This is a genomic window from Streptomyces sp. MJM8645, assembly GCF_001625365.1.
In the GTDB taxonomy this organism is placed as follows: Bacteria; Actinomycetota; Actinomycetes; order Streptomycetales; family Streptomycetaceae; genus Kitasatospora.
The window spans coordinates 5,760,001-5,776,495 of the sequence record NZ_LJJF01000001.1 but is presented as its reverse complement, the minus strand read 5'-3'; the positions used below and the strand labels follow the sequence as shown (position 1 = coordinate 5,776,495).

Sequence of the window (16,495 nt, the reverse complement as noted above, 5' to 3'; positions counted from 1 at the left end):
TCACCGTGTCACTGGACACGCCTGGTAGAGCGGGAATCGACCTGCAGAGTGGAGGCAGTTGGATGGGACAGGAAGGACTACCCCCGGGGTACTCGGTGGAGGATCTCGTGGCGGCGGCCCAGCGGTCCGGGCGGTTCGCCGGGATCGAGGCGGTCGAGGTCGCGGCCGAGCCGAGGCTGGTCGACCTTCATCTGGAGGCCCTGTCCGGGCACGAGTATCTGGTGATGTTGAGGGAAGACCTCGGCGAAGCCAGAGTTCTCTACGAGGACTACGTGTTCGACGGCGTCCCCGCCCATCGGGTCCTGGATTTCGTGGACCTGGTGGCACGGGGTGAGGTCGACCTCTCGCCCACGCGGTTCGGGCGGCAACTGGTCCTGCGGGTGTCCCTGCCCGAAGGGACCTGGGTCGATCGGCGCCGATTCGCCGACGATCTCTCGGATTGGGAGAAGAGCGTCATCGGACGGACAGCCTGATCCGCTACACCATCTGTAGGGGCGCCATCCGAGCTTCGGATGGCGTCCCTACGCACAACACAACTGGGGGGAATCATGCAGAAGAGGCGCAGTCCCTGGGCGCTCGCGTACTTCCCGATCGGTCCCGTCCTGAGCCCTCACACCTCCGCGTTCAGCGCCCGGGAGAGGGCGGTGAGGAGGGGGAGGGTGGGGGCGGCGTGGCCGGCTTCGATGGCGCGGACCTGGGCGTCGGTGAGGTCGGCGCGCTTGGCGAGGTCCGCGATGGAGAGGCCGAGGGCGGTGCGGCGCTCGCGGACGGCGCGGGCGAGGGCGCCGGCCGGGTCGCCGTCCGGGTGGGCGGGGAAGTCCTCGATCAGTGGGCGCGCGCGGTTCACCGGACCTCCTCATTGCCGGGCGGGGGCGCACAGCCTGACACGTGATCACGGCGGGAAGTGCGAAGCGGCGGTCAAGGATTCTTGACCGCCGCTTTGTCGTCCGGCTACTTGACTCGCTACTTGACGGGGTGCGGGTGGCCGAGGTGCGGGAAGACGGGGAGGACGTCGGTGTGCGGGGGGATGTGGTCGCTGGTGATCTTGCCGCCGGAGACCATGGTGAGGCGGGCCGAGGTCACGTCGTCGACGAGGGTGCGACCGTTGGGGTAGGCGGCGGGGCGGGAGCGGTCGTAGCGGAGGATGTCCGGGAGGACGAGCTTGAGGGTCTCGGTGGCGGCCTCGGTGGTGTAGTCCCCGGTGTGCTGGAGGACGGCCGTCCAGGCCTCGCGGTAGGTGTCCCAGTCGTCGGCCGGCTCACCCGCGTTGTACGCGTCCTTCACCTCCTCCTTGTTGAAGTAGGCGGTGAGGGAGGGGTGCGCGCCACGGTCGACGGAGACGAGCCGGCCGTCCTGGCGGAGGCTGACCCGGGCCCAGACGCCGATCGTCGGGTCGGGGCCGAGGTCGGTGTCGGGGACTTCGAGGGCGATGCCGAAGACGTTGGCATCGGCCATGGCGTCCTTGCCGGTCCAGGTGAAGTCGTTGACGATCCCTTCGAGGTCGGCGAAAAAGGGATCGCTGCGCAGGCCGACGGAGAGCTTGCGGCCGTTCGCCTCGATGACGTCGGGCGCGTCCCCGAAGGCGACCGGGGCTTCGGAGAACAGGACGTCCCCGGTGGGCTCGTGCTTCTGCGCGGCGGCGCCGGTCGCCCGGTGGACGGTGACGGTCTGGGCGCCGGTGTGGGTGGGGGCGGAGAAGGTGAAGGAGTAGGCGACGTCGGCGCGGTGGTCGCCGTCGGTGTCGATGTTGATGCGGTACACGGCGTCGGGGTGGAACTCGGCCGCCTGGGTGGGAGCGTAGGGGTTCGCGTTCATGATCAGGACGGTCCGGCCGGGCGCATCGGCGGCCGGGAAGGCGAACACGTCGGTCAGGTCGAGCCGCGAGTCGCCTCGGGGCGAGCGGAGGTTGGGGCCACTGAGGTGATGGGACATGGGACCGTTGGTAGCAGCCCCCACCCGGCACCGGCCCGACGACACCCGCACTCCGCCCACCCATCCGCCGATTGGCCGTCATCCCCCGACGGACCCCCGACGGCTCGCCGCGCGGAAGCGCGGGCCAACCCTCCGCATTCGGGGCAGCATGCTGAGTGCTCACCGAATCCATGGTCGGCACATGTCCAGGGCACCGTGGTTTTCCCCGGGCCGACGGAGGCCCCCTCGGACGCCCGAGCCGCTACGCCCAGGGCATCACCGCTACTCGATATTTGACTCAGCGTCAATTTATCGGCAGTGCAATGTACTTGAGTTTCGATGGGCTTCATTACGCCACGCCGCTTCACCATCGCGGAGCGCGGCTTCGCGCTTCACTCCTGCCCCACCACCGCTGCGCGCCGGGGCACCACCCCTTCAACGAACGGAGTGGGAAGTCGGGCCCGTCGACTTCCCACTCGCCGCGCCGAAACCGCAGGCCGTCAGCCTTCGGCCCGCACACCGCTGCCGCTGCCGAACACCGCCTTGATGAGCCGGTCCAGTGCCTTCGGGAACTCCTGTGCCGGGTCGGATGCGGAGTCGCCGGTGGTGAGCCCGGCGGTCAGGGTCTTGCTGCCGTCGGGGGTGCCGATCATCAGTGCCCCGTAGCCGCCGGGGGCGCCGCCGTTGTGGTGGACGATGGTGCCGCCGTCGGGGCCGAGGTCCTGGACGAACAGGCCCAGGCCGTAGCCGAGCATCCCGTGCGGCGTGCGCATCTCGTCCAGCAGGGGGGCGGGCAGGAGCTTGCCGCCCAGGAGTGCGGCGAAGAACGTGTGGAGGTCCCGGGTGGTCGAGATCAGGTCGCCGGCGCCGACCAGGAGGGAGAGGTTCTGGCGGGCGACGTCGACCACCTTCCACTGGTCGCCGTCCTGGTAGCGGTAGTAGCCGTGGGCGTGCGGCGCGGGGAGCTCCGGCGAGTCGCCCGGCACCATGGTGTCCCGCAGTCCGAGCGGCCGAAGGATCCGCCGCTGCATCTCCTCGGCGTACGGGCGGCCGGCGGCCTGCTCGATCAGGAGCACGGCCAGCGTGTAGTTGGTGTTGGAGTAGCTCTGGTCGGTGCCCGGCTCGAACCGTGCCGGCTTGGACAGGGCGAACTGCACGAGTTCCTCGGGCCGGTAGCTGTGGAACCGGTTGTCCACCCACTCCTTGCCCATCGCGGGGATCCCCGGCACGAACGTCCCGTCGGGTTCGAGGTCTCCGGTGTAGCTGGCCAGGCCGCTGGTGTGCTGGAGCAACATCCGCACGGTGATCCGCCGGTCCAGCCCGAACTGCGGCAGGTGGTCGGCCACCGGGGTGTCCAGCCCGGTCGCGCCGTCGGCCACCAGGTGCAGCACCAGGGTCGCGACGAAGGTCTTGGTGGTGCTGCCCACCCAGAACTTCCCGTCCACCGACGGCTTCGCGGCCTCGCCCAGCTTGCGCACCCCGGCGCTGCCGACCCACTCCCCGTGCTCGTCGTGCACGCGCAGCTGTATCCCGGCGAAACCGGCGTCGACGAACTCCTGGATGGCTTGCTGGAGCTCCGGGCGATCCTGCCCGGCGGCGTCCTCGGCGGCGATCTCGGCGGCGTAGCGGGATTCACTCATGGTTGTTCCTTGTCTCGCGATCGGAGTGTGCGGGTGCGGGCTGGGGCTGGGGCTTCAGAGGCTGCGGGCGGTGATGTCGCCGTAGGCGGTGGTCGCGTGGATGCTCAGGCCGGCGGCGGCGCCGTCGGTGTTCTTGAGCGTGTTGTGGATCCGGCCGTAGGTGGTGCCGGCGTCCAGGGAGGCGGAGACGCCGCGGGCCGCGCCGACGGACACGTCGCCGGCCTCGGTGCGCAGCGTGATCGTGCCGTGCACGGCTTCGGTGATGTGGATGTCGCCCTTGGCGGTGGTGATCTCGGCGGGGCCGTCGAGGCGGCCGACGGAGATGTCGCCGGCGAGGACTGCGAGGTGGACGCCGGCGGTCTCGTCGAGCTTGACCGAGGCCTGCGCGCCTTCGAAGGTGACGTCGCCGAGGCGTCCGACGCCCCGGAGTTCGGCGCTGGCCGTCTTCGCCTGGATGCGGGAGCCGGCGGGCAGTTGGACGGTCACCTCGACGGTGCCGGACTGGCCGAGGATCCGGTTCTCGGCCGCCGCCGCCTCGATTCGCAGGACGCCGTCGGCGTACTCGACGGTGGTCCGCTCCGCCGCCTTCACGTCGCGGCTCTTCGAGGCGTCGGCGGGCAGGACCTCGACCGTGGTGTCGGCCCGGTCGGCGGCGATGAACCGGATGCGCCCGGCGGGGATGTCGAGGACGGCGGAGACCGGGGCGGGGGTGGCGAACTTCTGCATGATGCTCTCCTGTGGCTCGTTCTTTCTGACAACGGAAACGCTACGTTGCCTTCACGCTTCACGGCAACAGGCATGTTGCGCACAATCAGCATCATCGCAGGTCAAAACCTCATTATCGTTGCAACAGTTACGGATTTAACGCAACGTCAGTCACGTCGCCCGTTGCATTGGATTGAGCGTGAACGCTATGCGCCACCCCGCCCCGGCACGCCGCCGCATCAGCCCACGGATGTAAACCCCCGGGCCAATGCGCGCCCCCGCACCGTCATCCGGTGGTCGGATGTGGCCGGGTACGCCGCGATGACAGCCTTCCGTTCAGGTGCACGGAGATCCATCGGACGGTCTGTCAGGGGCGCTTCCCCGGCCGTCCGGTGTCGAACGACGGCCGCACCTGCGAAGACCGTGCGCCTCGGCCCGGTTCTGTCCAGCACACCCAGGGAGGGCCCATGACCACCACGCCGTTCACGAGCCGACACGCCATGACGCGCCGCCGCCTGCTGGGGGCCGCACTGGCCGCCGGAGCCACCGGGGCCGCCGCACCGCTCGCCCTCGCCCGCCCCGCGTGGGCAACGGGCAGGGCCGCCACCCCCGGGTCCGCCGCCACCGCCGCCGGCGGCCCGGCGCGGCTCACCCTGCCCGAGCCCACCGGGCCGCACCCCGTGGGCACCGTCCCGCTGCACCTGCTCGACGCCTCCCGCCCGGACCCGCTGGCCGGCCCGGGTCGGTTCCGCGAGCTGATGGCGAGCGTCTGGTACCCCGCCCGCGAGGCCGGGGAGTACCCGCTCGCGCCCTGGATGGCCGACGGCGCACTGCGGGCGTTCCTCGCGGACACGGGCTTCGCCATCGACCCCGCCCTCGCCCCGCTCACCTCCGGCCGCGTGGGCGCCCCGGTCCACCGCGCGGGCCGCCGCCTGCCCGTCGTCGTCTACTCGCACGGCGCGCACAGCCACCGCGCCGACCACACCGTGATGGTCCAGGAACTCGCCAGCCACGGCTATGTGGTGATCACCGTCGACCACACCCGCGACGCGATCACCGAGTTCCCCGACGGCCTGGTCCTCACCCCGGACCGGAGCATCCCGATGGGGCCGAAGGACTTCGCCGCGGACATCCGCTTCCTCCTCGACCAGGTCGACGCCCTCGCCGCCGGGCGCAACCCCGACACCGACGGCAGGCCGCTGCCCGCCGGCCTGCTGCACGCCCTCGACCCGGACCGGATCGGCATGTTCGGCTGGTCCAAGGGCGGCACGGCCACCGCCTACACCATGCTCGCCGACCGGCGCGTCCGCGCCGGGCTGAGCCTGGACGGCCCGATGCAGCCGACCATCACCACCGACCTGGACCGGCCGTTCATGATGATGACCGCCGCGTTCACCCGGGCCGGCCAGCCGGCCGTCGCCGAGTTCTGGCCGCACCTGCGCGGCTGGCGGCTCGACGTCCAGGCCCAGGGCGCGGTGCACGTCTCGTACGGCGACGACCAGGTGCTGATCCCGCAGGCCGCCAAGCTCCTCGGCCTGACCGACGAACAGGTCCGGGACATGATCGGCACCCTCGACCCGGCCCGCGCGGTGAAGATCCAGCAGGCGTACCCGGTGGCCTTCTTCGACCTGCACCTGCGGCACCGCCCCAGCCGCCTCCTCGACGGCCCGTCCACGGCCTTCCCCGAGGTGACGTACCTGCCCTGAGACGCCGGCCTGAGGCGCTGCACCAAGACGTCGCCCCGCGACGCTGCTCCACGACGCTGCACCGAGACGCTGCTCCGAGACCGTGGCGGCCGTCCCCTCCCCGGGGTCGGCCGCTACGGCGTTTCGGCCCGGATCTCGTCCAGCGACTCCCGCAGCACCCCCTTGGCCCGGGTGAACCAGTCGGCGATCACCGCGGTCTCGTCCGGCGTGTAGTCGGCGAACAGCGCGCCGATCCGCTCGTAGAACGGGCCGTAGACCTGGAGGATGCGCTGCTGCGCGTCCTCCGCCATCACCACGCGGACGCGCCGACGGTCGGCCGGGTCGGCCTCGCGGCGGGCGTAGCCGGTCTTCTCCAGCCGGTTGAGCACGCCGGTCACGGCGCCGGTGGTCAGCTGCGCGCGCTCGGCGAGGTCGCCGGCGGCCAGCGGTTCCCCGGCCATCGCGGCCTCGATGACGAAGCCGAGGCAGGTCAGGTCGGTGACGTTGAGGCCGAGCCGGGCGGCGATGTCCTGCTGGCCGAACTGCGCCAGCGCGATCATCCGGTCCATCGCGTAGAGCGCCTGCTCGGGCGTCGCCCGGGGGCGCGGCTTGCCCTTCACTCGATATCTCCTTAGCATCTAAGTTACTTAGCTCGTGAGATAAACGGCCGACCCGTCCATCCCGACCCGCCCATCACACCAAACGAGGAGCAATGAGCGCACACGGCGACCACGACATGGGGCACACCATCGCCGGCTGGACCGGCTCCGTCATCGCGATCCTCGGCTTCACCGTCGCGGGCGCGGCCCTCGTCCTCGGCTCGGCCGCCGGGCTCTGGGCCGGCGGGATCCTCACCGCCCTCGGCGCGCCCGCCGGCTGGCTGCTCCACCTCGCCGGCTGGGGCAAACCCACCGGCCCGCGCCCGCCCGCCCACCGGCAGTGGCGCACCCCCGACCCGGCCGGCCGCCAGGGCCACCCCCACTGCCTCGGCTGCCGCCTCGCCGGCCGCACCCCGATCCAGGCGCCGGCCCCGGCTCGAAACCGGCGGCGCATCAGCGCCTGACCGGCCGACACCGCCGGCTCGCACCCGCCCGATACAGCCCACGCCGCGGCCCCCGTCGAGCTCCGTGCTCGACGGGGGCCGTCGCGTTGTCCGGCTCAGACCGAGGTGCCCTGGGTGACGGGGGCCGTAGCGGTGGGCGGGGTGGTGCTGCCAGCGGTGGCGCCGAGGGCGCGCTGGACCTTGGCGACGGCGGCGCGGTACTGGAAGGAGGCCAGTTGGGAGGAGTCGCCGCCGCGCTGGAAGAAGCCGAAGGCCATGCCGACGGTGCCGAAGCGCTCGACGCCGACGAAGGCGTTCAGCTGAACGCCGGCCAGGGTGCCGTCGAGGCGGACGGCGGACGCGTCCTGGCGGTCGCCGAGGGTGACCGGGGTGACGGTGAAGGTCACCGAGTCGTTGGTGCCGGCGCTGAAGGTGATGGTGTGGCAGCTCTTGAGGGCCGCGGTGGCGGCGTCGAGGTCGGTGGTGAGCTTTCCCGCGTCCTCGGCGGTGAGGGACTCGGTCACCATCGGGTTGCCGCCCGGGCCGTCCAGTTCGGCCTCGGCGTGCGGGGTCTCGGGGCCGGGGATGCCGGTGTGCATGTTGATCAGGTCGCTGAGGGCGTCGCAGTCGTTGGCCGGGGACGGCATCGTACTGGGGCCGGCGCTGGGGCTGGCCGTGCTGGAGACCTGGGTGAAGCCTGGGCCGATGTCGTCGACGGTGAGCAGGGCCGCGGTGAGTTGCTCGGAGGTGGGCAGGCCCTGGGCGGGCTGGCCGGGCGTCGCGGCCGCGGCGAGGTGGGCCGGGCCCAAGGCGACCGCCGCGGCGAGGGCGGCGGCGGCGAGGGCGTGGAGCGGCTTCGGGTGGGACATGCGGGCCCCCCGGTCGAGAGTGCGGGCAGGGACAGGCACCAGTGTCCCACCGGGCCTGATACGGGGCTCGCGGGCGCGGATCACCGCAGGTCAGGCCCCCTGGTCCGGCTGGTCCGGCTGGTCCGGCGGAAGCGGTCCGGGGGTTTCGAGCGCTTCGGGGGTTTCGGGGGTTTCGAGCGCTTCGGGGGTTTCGGGGGTTTCGAGCGCTTCGGGGGTTTCGGGGGTTTCGAGCGCTTCGAGGGTTTCGAGGGTTTCGGCGAGCCACTGCACCCAGAAGGCCTCCAGCCCGATGCCCGCCCGCAGCACGGCGTGCTGGAGGCGGTTCTCCCCGGCCGTCGTCTCGGCCGGGAAGTCGTGCCGCTCGATCTCCCGGTAGTCGTCCAACTGCGCGCGATGCAACGCCAGGTGCCGCCGCACCTCGGCCGCCAGGCCGTCCGTACCGACCACCGCGGCGGCGCGCAGCCGTAGCAGCAGCGGTTCGCGGACGGCGCGCGGCGCGGCGCCCTCGGCCGTCCAGCGGGCGAGTTCGGCGCGGCCCTCGGGCAGGACCTCGTACTCCTTCTTCTGTCCGCGGACGGGGCCGGACGGCCGGAGGGCCCGGATCTGTCCGGAGGCCTCCAGCCGGCCCAGTTCGCGGTAGATCTGCTGGTGGGTGGCGGGCCAGAAGAAGCCGATCGACTTGTCGAAGCGCCGGGTCAGCTCCAGCCCCGAGGACGGTTTCTCCAGCAGGGCGGTGAGGATGGCGTGCGGCAGCGACATGCCGTCGATCCTAGGGCGTGCCCAAGGCGTGCCCAGGTCCTGTCCGGCCGAACAGGACCCAGCGCGAAAGGAAGGGTCAGATCGCGGCGGCCAGTTCGGTGCCCTGCTTGATGGCCCGCTTGGCGTCGAGTTCGGCGGCGACGTCGGCGCCGCCGATCAGGTGGGCCTCCAGGCCGCGCTCGCGCAGCGCCTCGTACAGGTCTCGGCGCGGCTCCTGGCCGGTGCAGAGCACCACGGTGTCCACGGGCAGCAGTTGGCGCTCGCCGTCGACGGTGAAGTGCAGGCCGGCGTCGTCGATCAGGTCGTACGTCGCGCCGGCGACCATGGTGACGCCGCGGTGTCGGAGCTCGGTGCGGTGGATCCAGCCGGTGGTCTTGCCGAGCCCGGCCCCGACCTTGCTGGTCTTGCGCTGGAGCAGGTGGACGGCGCGCGGCGGTGCGGGCCGCTCGGGGCGGCGCAGTCCGCCGCGCTCGCGGTACTCCGGGTCGATGCCCCACTTGGCCTGGAACACGGCCGGGTCGAGGCTGGCCGCGTCGCCCGGGTCGGTGAGGAAGCCGGCCACGTCGAAGCCGATGCCGCCCGCGCCGAGGATGGCGACCCGCTCGCCGACGGGGGCGCCGCCGCGCAGGACGTCGAGGTAGCCGAGCACGCTGGGGTGGTCAACTCCTGGGAGGTCGGCGGGGGTTCGCGGGGTGACGCCGGTGGCGAGGACGAGTTCGTCGAAGTTCTCGGCGGCGAGCTGGTCGGCGGTGGCGGTGGTGCCGAGGCGCTGGGTGACGGCCAACTCGGCGAGCCGGGTGCGGTAGTAGCGCAGCGTCTCGTCGAACTCCTCCTTGCCGGGGACGAGTCGGGCGGTGTTCAGCTGCCCGCCGATCGCCGCGGCGGAGTCGAACAGGGTGACGTCGTGGCCGCGTTCGGCGGCGGAGACGGCGAAGGCGAGCCCGGCCGGTCCGGCTCCGACGACGCCGATGCGCTTGCGCAACCTGGTGGGCGCGAGCACGAGTTCGGTCTCGTGGCAGGCGCGCGGGTTGACCAGGCAGGAGGTGATCAGGCCGCTGAAGGTGTGGTCGAGGCAGGCCTGGTTGCAGCCGATGCAGGTGTTGATGGCGTCGGCGCGGCCGTCTTCCGCCTTGGCGACGAAGTCGGCGTCGGCGAGCAGCGGGCGGGCCAGCGAGACCAGGTCGGCGCAGCCGTCGGCGAGCAACTGCTCGGCGATTTCCGGGGTGTTGATGCGGTTGGTGGTGACCAGCGGGATGTTGACCGTGCCCATCACCTTCCTGGTCGCCCAGGCGAAGGCGCCACGCGGCACGGAGATGGCGATGGTGGGGATGCGGGCCTCGTGCCAGCCGATGCCGGTGTTGATGATGGTCGCCCCGGCGGCCTCGACGGCCTGGGCGAGGCGGACGACCTCGTCGAGGGTGGAGCCGCCGGGTACCAGGTCGAGCATGGAGAGGCGGTAGACGATGATGAAGTCCTCGCCGATCCGCTCGCGGACGCGGCGGACGATCTCCACCGGGAAGCGCATCCGGCGCTCGTACGGGCCGCCCCACTCGTCCTCGCGCCGGTTGGTGGCGGCGACGACGAACTCGTTGATCAGGTAGCCCTCGGAGCCCATGACCTCGACGCCGTCGTACCCGGCGCGGCGGGCGAGTTCGGCGCAGCGGACGAAGTCCTCGATGGTCTGCTCGACCTGTGCGGCGGTGAGCTCGTGCGGGACGAAGGGGCTGATCGGGGCCTGGAGCGCGCTGGGGGCGACCAGGTCGCGGTGGTAGGCGTAGCGGCCGAAGTGCAGGATCTGCAGGGCGATCTTCCCGCCGGCGGCGTGCACGGCGTCGGTGACGACGCGGTGGCGGTCGGCTTCGGCCTCGGTGGTGAGCATCGCGCCGCCCTCCCAGGGGCGCCCGGCCTCGTTGGGGGCGATGCCGCCGGTGACGATGAGGCCGACGCCGCCGCGGGCCCGTTCGGCGTAGAAGGCGGCCATCCGCCGGTAGCCGTCGGGGGCCTCCTCCAGGCCGACGTGCATGGAGCCCATGACGACGCGGTTGGGCAGGGTGGTGAAGCCGAGGTCGAGCGGGCTGAGCAGGTGCGGGTAGCGGCTGCTGCCGGGGGTGGTGCTCATCGACGCGCTCATCGACGTCTCCTGGGGGCGGCGGGGGTCGTTGTTACCGCAGGGTAGGGGACGGTGGCTCGATGTGCAACTAGTTGCATAACGGGGTCGCGGGCCGGGGCCCCGCGCTCTGCCGGTTCCCACCAACTCGCGGACATGATCCGCGTATTGTCAGATCGGTAGTGTGGGCAGCTGGGAGAGGACCGCCATGCGGGATAGCTCGATAGCCGTGATCGGCGGCAGCATCGCCGGAAGCGCCTTCGCCGGGGCCGCCGCCCGGCTGGGAGCGGACCGGATCGTGGTCCTGGAACGCAGCGAGGGCCAGCTGGAGGACCGCGGCGTCGGGATCTGCATCAACGACGACCGCTTCGACGAACTGGTCCGCGCCGGCCACCTCCACGACGGCGTCCGCCGCCACCGCCTCACCGTCCGCCGCTGGGTCACCCGGGAGACGGCCGAGGACCGCGGCGGCGACGGACCGGACGGGCGCGGGCGGGTGCTCTGGAACCAGCCGATGCCGTTCCACTCCCACCACTGGGCCGTCCTCTGGCAGGCCCTGCGCGAACGCACCCCCGACCGGATCGAGTTCCGGCAAGGCCACACCGTCACCGCGGCCGGCACCGACCAGGACGGCGCCTGGACGGCCGGCCCCGACGGCACCCGCGAACCGCACGACCTGGTGATCGGCGCCGACGGCTACCGCTCGGTGGTCCGCGCGGCGGTCTGCCCGCAGGCCCGGCCCGAATACGCCGGGTACGTGTGCTGGCGCGGCAGCTACGACGCCGCACTGCTGGCGGAGCTGCCCGGCGGCGCCGCGGCCTGGCCGGAGGACGAGTGCGCCACCGTCTGCTACCCCGGCGGCCAGGTCGTGATCTACCGCATCCCCGGGCTCACCCCCGGCAGCACCCAGGTGAACTGGGTCTTCTACGCGCCCACTCCCGCCTGGCTGCGCCTCGACGGCCCGACCAGCATCCCGGCGGGCACCCTCACCGACGGGCAGCTGGACGACCTGCGCCAGCTCGCCGAACGGCACCTGCCGCCGTACTGGGCCGCCCTGGTCACCCTCACCCCGCGCGAGCGGACCTTCCTCCAGCCCGTCTACGACCTGGAGACCCCGCGCCGCACGGCCGGCCGGCTGCTCCTCGGCGGGGACGCGGCCACCGTCGTCCGCCCGCACAACACCAGCGGCGCGGTGAAGGCCTTGCAGGACGCGCACGCCTTCGAGCAGGCCGGGCGGGCCGCCGCCGCGCACGGCGACTCCTGGCCGTCCGTGCTGGCCGCGTACGACCAGGAGCGGGGCGTGGTCGGGCGGGAGCTGGTGGAACTGGGCCGACGGCTCGGCCGGGAGCAGGTCGCCGCCGCACCGGACTGGTCGACCATGGACGAGCCGGGGATGGTCGCCTGGTGGCACGGCCAGCTCACCGGCAGCGGGGGTTTCGGCGGCCACGCCCTCGGGCGTCCCGAGTGAGCGTGGGCCGCACAGGCCCGTGGCCGCCGAAACCCCGTCAGATCACCTGCTGCGATTCACCTGCCGCGATCAGACGTTGACGCCGTAGTCGGTCGCGATGCCGCGCAGACCGGAGGCGTAACCCTGCCCTATGGCGCGGAACTTCCACTCCGCGCCGTTGCGGTACAGCTCGCCGAAGACCATCGCGGTCTCGGTGGACGCGTCCTCGCTGAGGTCGTAACGGGCGATCTCCTGGCCGTTGGCCTGGTTCAGCACCCGGATGAACGCGTTGCGGACCTGCCCGAAGCTCTGCAGCCGGGCGTCGGCGTCGTAGATCGACACCGGGAAGACCACCTTCGCCACGTCGGCTGGCACCCGCGCCAGGTCGACCTTGATCTGCTCGTCGTCGCCGTCGCCGCCACCGGTCAGGTTGTCGCCGCTGTGCTCGACCGAACCATCGGGGCTGCGCAGGTTGTTGAAGAAGACGAAGTGCTGGTCCGAGACCACCTTGCCGAGCGCGTTGCAGAGCAGCGCGCTGGCGTCCAGGTCGTAGTCGGCGCCAGTGGTGGTGCGCACGTCCCAGCCGAGACCCACGATCACGGCGCTCAGACCGGGCGCCTCCTTGCTCAACGAGACGTTGCCGCCCTTGGCCAGCGAAACTCCCACAATGCCCTCCTCGATCTCTCCCTGCGGACGAATCTACAACACTGTAGAGATCACGGGAATCCACCTGCGGTCGGGCCCCACCCCGGGAATTTCTCAGGGGCTCCACCGGGAACCACCCGCCACCCCGGCCGCCGCACCCGCCGGGCCGAGGCCCGGTGGCCACCCTAGACTGGCGGTGGATCCCCTGGTCCGCCCCGACCGGCGGCCCCCGCGCGGGAGGTTCCCCATGCGCCAGCGGTACAGCTTCCACTTCGACCAGGCCGGGCACTCGGTCACCGTCAACGTCCGCTCCGGCTGGATCACCGAGACCGAGCTGCTGGTGGACGGCAAGGAATGCGCCTTCCACCGCGTCCACGGGCACGGCGTCTACCCGCTGACGCTCGCCGCCCAACTCGCCGAGGAGCCGCCGCTGCCGCTCTCGGTACGGCTGGACCGCACGGGCGCGGCCGAGCACCCGTACTCCTGCGTCCTGGAGGTCGCGGGAGCCGAGCACCCGATGCCGGAGCGCGCGGCGCGCTGAGCGCCGCCTCCCGGGCGACTTGCCCGCCGATAGTACGAAACCGTACTATCCGAAAACGTGAAGTTCGAAACCGAAGCGTCCGGCGAGCAGTCCGCACTGCTCGCGCTCCAGCGCGCGACCCACGCCACGCTCCACCTGCTCGCCACCGAGCTGGTCGACCTCGACCTGACCGCCTCCGAGATCAACGCCCTCGCCAACCTCGCCGACGGGCGCGGCCGGACGGTCTCCGAGCTCGGCACCGCCGTCGGCACCCGGCCGACCACGCTGACCGGCGTCCTGGACCGCCTGGAACGCCGCGGCCACATCACCCGCGGCACCCGCGCCGGGGACCGCCGCTCGGTACTGATCGAGCTCACCCCCACCGGCCGAATCACCGCCGACACCATCCGGCAGACCGTCGCCGACCTCGAACGCCGCGCACTCGGCAACCTCTCCCCCGCCCAGGTGGACGGCTTCCACGCCACCCTCCGGGCCCTGACGAAGGCCTCCTCATGAACTCCCCCGAAACTCCCGAAACCCCCGACCCCTTCGGCGAGTTGCTGCGCGAGGTGATGGCCGGCGCAGACCGCTTCGGCCACCGTCAGCACGTCCGGCTCAGCTGGCTCGCCGTCCGCCGCCACGGCAGCGCCACCGCCCTCGACCTGGTCGGCGACGGCATCCGCCGCACCGCCGCCAAGGCCGGGGCGCCGCAGAAGTTCCACGTCACCATGACCCGGGCCTGGATGGAACTGGTGGCCCACCACGCCGACGCCGCAACCGACTTCGAGGACTTCGCCGCCCGTCACCCCGAGCTGCTCGACAAGAACCTGCTCGCCCGCCACTACCGCCCCGAGACCCTCACGAGCGACCAGGCCCGCACCACCTGGGTCGAACCCGACCTGGTGCCGTTCCCCTAGCCTTCCCCAGCCCTCCCCAGCCTTCCCCAGCCTTCCCTAGCCTTCCCGGCTGCCGTCCCGGACCTCCGTCACGATCTCCTCGATCGCCTTGCGGGCCCGCTCGGCGTCCTCGGCGACCAGACCGATCCTGGTCCGGCGGTCGAGCACGTCGGCGACGTCCAGCGCGCCCTCGTGCGTGACGGCGTAGGCGACCTCGGCGCGCGTCACGTCCAGGCCTTCCGCGATCGGCGTCAACTCCCCGGCGGCCACCACCTCCTGGGACGATCCGCCGTAGCGGGCGAGCAGCGAGCCGGGCACGGCGCCCGCCGGGAGCGGACGGCTGTCCCGGTGGGTCGGGGCCCCGACCAGCGGCAGGCGGGCCGTCCAGCAGGCCCGGGCCGGCAGGCCGCGCAGCCGGACGGCGGCGTCCACCGCGTCCTCGGCCATCCGCCGGTAGGTGGTGAGCTTGCCGCCGACCACCGTGACCAGCCCGGACGGCGACTCCAGCACCGCGTGCTCCCGGGAGATGTCGGCGGTGCTGCCGCCCCCGGTGTCGATCAGCGGCCGCAGCCCCGCGTACGCGCCGCGCACGTCCGCCCTGGTCAGCGCGGTGCTCAGGGCGGCGTTGACGGTGTCGAGCAGGAAGGCGAGCTCCCCCTCGGCGGGCTGCGGCTCGTCCGGGATCGGACCGGGCGCGTCCTCGTCGGTCAGCCCGATCGCCACCCGGCCGAGCTGCTGGGGCAGCGCGAAGACGAAGCGGCTGGTCGAACCGGGCACCGGCACGGTGAGCGCCGCGGTCGGGTGGCCGAGCGCGGCGGCGTCCACCAGGAGGTGGGTGCCCCGGCTGGGGCGCAGCCTGATCGACGGGTCCACCTCGCCCGCCCAGACGCCGGTGGCGTTGACCACCGCGCCGGCCTCGACGGTCAGCGACTGCCCGGTGACGGTGTCGGTGAGCCGGGCGCAGCCGCCCGTCACGGACTCCGCCCGCACCCTGGTCAGCACGGTGGCGCCGTACTGCGCCGCGGTCCGCGCCAGCGCCACCACCAGCCGGGCGTCGTCCACGAGTTGGCCGTCGTGCGCGACCAGCGCGCCGGACAGTCCGGCGGTCCGCACGCCCGGCACCAGCTGCCGCGTCCGCGCGGCGTCGATCCGGCGCACCCGGGGCAGCAGCGCGCCCGGCGTCCCGGCACTGAGCCGCAGCGCGTCCCCGGCGTGGAAGCCCACCCGGATCAGCGAGGCCTGCCCGGGGCGCAGCAACCCCGGAAGCAGCGGCACCAGTTGGGGCAGCGCGCGGATCAGGTGCGGGGCGGTGCGGGTCATCAGCACGCCGCGCTCGATCGCGCTCTCCCGGGCCACCCCGATCCGCCCGGAGGCGAGGTAGCGCAGGCCGCCGTGCACCAGCTTGGAGCTCCAGCGGCTGGTGCCGAACGCCAGGTCGCGGGACTCGACCAGCACCGTGCGCAGCCCGCGCGAGGCGGCGTCCAGGGCCACCCCGGCGCCGGTGACGCCGCCGCCGATCACCAGCAGGTCGACCCGCGGGCGGTCCCCCAGCGCTTCGAGTTCCGCCCGGCGCCGGCCGGCGTCGAGTCGGCTGGAGCCGGCGTAAGGAGCGGCGGAGCGAGCGGCGGAGGATCCGGCGGGCGTCGAGGTCATGGCGCGAGGTATCCGTTCAGTGCTCTGGTCAGTTCGCGCCGCCAGGCGGCCTCCGGCAGCAGGGAGGCGACCATGCGGTGCGACTGGACGGTGGACTGGGCGATCAGCAGAACCATGGCGGCCAGTTCGACCGGCTCCCCTGACCGGATCGAACCGTGCGCCTGCCCCTGCTCGATGCCGGCCCGCAGCGCCTCCAGCAGGCCGCGCTGGCTGGTGCCGAGCCGCTCGACGACGTATTCCAGCAGCAGGTCGGAGTCGGCGGAGCGCAGCAGCGCGCCGAGCACCGGGTGGTCCCGCAGCCGGACGGCCACCTCGACGACCCCGTCCACGAAGGCCTCCCGGCCGATCGGGGCGCCGTCGCCCCCGAGGGTCAGGGCGACGCCCTCCCGGGTGGCCCGGATCTCCCGGGTGAGCAGGGCGCCGATCACCGCCCGGACGTCCGGCCAGCGCCGGTAGACGGTCGGCCGGCTGACCCCGGCGCGGCGGGCGATCTCCGCCAACTGCGTTCGGCGCACGCCGAGATGGACGATCAGGTCGGCGGCGGCGTCCAGGATCGCGTCGTCGGTGCTGCGCGCGGGACTGCCAGGGGGCTCGGCGTTACTACTTGACATGATGT

Annotated in this window: 17 protein-coding genes and 1 pseudogene; 7 read left to right on the top strand and 11 right to left on the bottom strand. The window is 72.7% G+C overall.

The window, feature by feature from the left end:
• Positions 1–62 precede the first annotated feature (62 nt).
• A complete protein-coding gene (locus tag A6F73_RS24615) occupies positions 63–473 on the top strand; it encodes a hypothetical protein (protein ID WP_159398539.1) in 411 nt (136 codons plus the stop codon).
• A gap of 137 nt (positions 474–610) precedes the next feature.
• Here the strand turns inward: A6F73_RS24615 and A6F73_RS24610 are convergent, their stop codons facing one another.
• The 4 genes from A6F73_RS24610 to A6F73_RS24595 form a co-directional block, all read right to left on the bottom strand.
• On the bottom strand, positions 611–847 hold the full coding sequence (locus A6F73_RS24610) for a helix-turn-helix transcriptional regulator (RefSeq protein ID WP_063349779.1): 237 nt from the start codon (positions 845–847) through the stop codon (positions 611–613).
• Positions 848–963: 116 nt separating this feature from the next.
• Entirely contained in the window at positions 964–1,932 is a 969-nt protein-coding gene (locus A6F73_RS24605; RefSeq protein ID WP_063349778.1) for a DUF4331 family protein, read from the bottom strand.
• Between the two features lie 479 nt (positions 1,933–2,411).
• Positions 2,412–3,551, bottom strand: coding sequence for a serine hydrolase domain-containing protein (locus tag A6F73_RS24600; protein WP_063349777.1), 1,140 nt, complete (start codon positions 3,549–3,551; stop codon positions 2,412–2,414).
• Positions 3,552–3,605: 54 nt separating this feature from the next.
• A complete protein-coding gene (locus A6F73_RS24595) occupies positions 3,606–4,277 on the bottom strand; it encodes a DUF4097 family beta strand repeat-containing protein (RefSeq protein ID WP_063349776.1) in 672 nt (223 codons plus the stop codon).
• Positions 4,278–4,723: 446 nt separating this feature from the next.
• On the opposite strand from A6F73_RS24595, the gene A6F73_RS24590 reads away from it, so the two are divergent.
• Positions 4,724–5,962, top strand: coding sequence for an acetylhydrolase (locus tag A6F73_RS24590; RefSeq protein ID WP_063349775.1), 1,239 nt, complete (start codon positions 4,724–4,726; stop codon positions 5,960–5,962).
• Between the two features lie 113 nt (positions 5,963–6,075).
• On the opposite strand, the gene A6F73_RS24585 is transcribed toward A6F73_RS24590, so the two are convergent.
• Positions 6,076–6,561, bottom strand: a complete 486-nt coding sequence (locus tag A6F73_RS24585; RefSeq protein WP_063349774.1) for a MarR family transcriptional regulator — start codon at positions 6,559–6,561, stop codon at positions 6,076–6,078.
• A 92-nt stretch (positions 6,562–6,653) separates the two neighbouring features.
• Between A6F73_RS24585 and A6F73_RS24580 the strand changes: the two genes are divergently transcribed.
• Entirely contained in the window at positions 6,654–7,004 is a 351-nt protein-coding gene (locus A6F73_RS24580) for an HGxxPAAW family protein (protein WP_063349773.1), read from the top strand.
• Positions 7,005–7,099: 95 nt separating this feature from the next.
• Here A6F73_RS24580 and A6F73_RS24575 read toward each other — a convergent pair whose 3' ends face one another.
• The 3 genes and pseudogenes from A6F73_RS24575 to A6F73_RS24565 form a co-directional block, all read right to left on the bottom strand.
• Positions 7,100–7,852 (bottom strand): hypothetical protein, encoded by a 753-nt coding sequence (locus A6F73_RS24575; RefSeq protein ID WP_063349772.1) that lies wholly within the window; start codon positions 7,850–7,852, stop codon positions 7,100–7,102.
• A gap of 237 nt (positions 7,853–8,089) precedes the next feature.
• Positions 8,090–8,611, bottom strand: a pseudogene (locus tag A6F73_RS24570) (PadR family transcriptional regulator); the annotation flags it as partial.
• 76 nt (positions 8,612–8,687) lie between these two features.
• Positions 8,688–10,742: an NADPH-dependent 2,4-dienoyl-CoA reductase gene (locus A6F73_RS24565; RefSeq protein WP_244293487.1), complete on the bottom strand. Its 2,055-nt coding sequence runs from the start codon at positions 10,740–10,742 to the stop codon at positions 8,688–8,690.
• A gap of 184 nt (positions 10,743–10,926) precedes the next feature.
• On the opposite strand from A6F73_RS24565, the gene A6F73_RS24560 reads away from it, so the two are divergent.
• Complete coding sequence (locus A6F73_RS24560) at positions 10,927–12,186, top strand: FAD-dependent monooxygenase (protein ID WP_063349771.1); 1,260 nt, start codon at positions 10,927–10,929, stop codon at positions 12,184–12,186.
• 69 nt (positions 12,187–12,255) lie between these two features.
• On the opposite strand, the gene A6F73_RS24555 is transcribed toward A6F73_RS24560, so the two are convergent.
• A complete protein-coding gene (locus A6F73_RS24555) occupies positions 12,256–12,831 on the bottom strand; it encodes a TerD family protein (RefSeq protein WP_063349770.1) in 576 nt (191 codons plus the stop codon).
• A 226-nt stretch (positions 12,832–13,057) separates the two neighbouring features.
• On the opposite strand from A6F73_RS24555, the gene A6F73_RS24550 reads away from it, so the two are divergent.
• From A6F73_RS24550 to A6F73_RS24540, 3 genes are read left to right on the top strand one after another with little or no spacing between them, the layout of a single operon-like run.
• Entirely contained in the window at positions 13,058–13,351 is a 294-nt protein-coding gene (locus A6F73_RS24550) for a hypothetical protein (protein WP_063349769.1), read from the top strand.
• Between the two features lie 57 nt (positions 13,352–13,408).
• Entirely contained in the window at positions 13,409–13,846 is a 438-nt protein-coding gene (locus A6F73_RS24545) for a MarR family transcriptional regulator (RefSeq protein WP_063349768.1), read from the top strand.
• Positions 13,843–14,247 carry a hypothetical protein gene (locus A6F73_RS24540; RefSeq protein WP_063349767.1) on the top strand — a complete coding sequence of 135 codons (405 nt, stop codon included), beginning with the start codon at positions 13,843–13,845 and terminating at the stop codon, positions 14,245–14,247. The genes A6F73_RS24545 and A6F73_RS24540 overlap by 4 nt, the downstream gene beginning before the upstream one ends.
• 36 nt (positions 14,248–14,283) lie before the next feature.
• Here A6F73_RS24540 and A6F73_RS24535 read toward each other — a convergent pair whose 3' ends face one another.
• Together A6F73_RS24535 and A6F73_RS24530 are read right to left on the bottom strand one after the other, a co-directional pair.
• A complete protein-coding gene (locus tag A6F73_RS24535; RefSeq protein WP_063349766.1) occupies positions 14,284–15,879 on the bottom strand; it encodes a glycerol-3-phosphate dehydrogenase/oxidase in 1,596 nt (531 codons plus the stop codon).
• On the bottom strand, positions 15,876–16,490 hold the full coding sequence (locus A6F73_RS24530) for a TetR/AcrR family transcriptional regulator (RefSeq protein ID WP_063349765.1): 615 nt from the start codon (positions 16,488–16,490) through the stop codon (positions 15,876–15,878). Before A6F73_RS24530 ends, A6F73_RS24535 begins: the two co-directional genes overlap by 4 nt.
• Between the last annotated feature and the right edge of the window lie 5 nt (positions 16,491–16,495).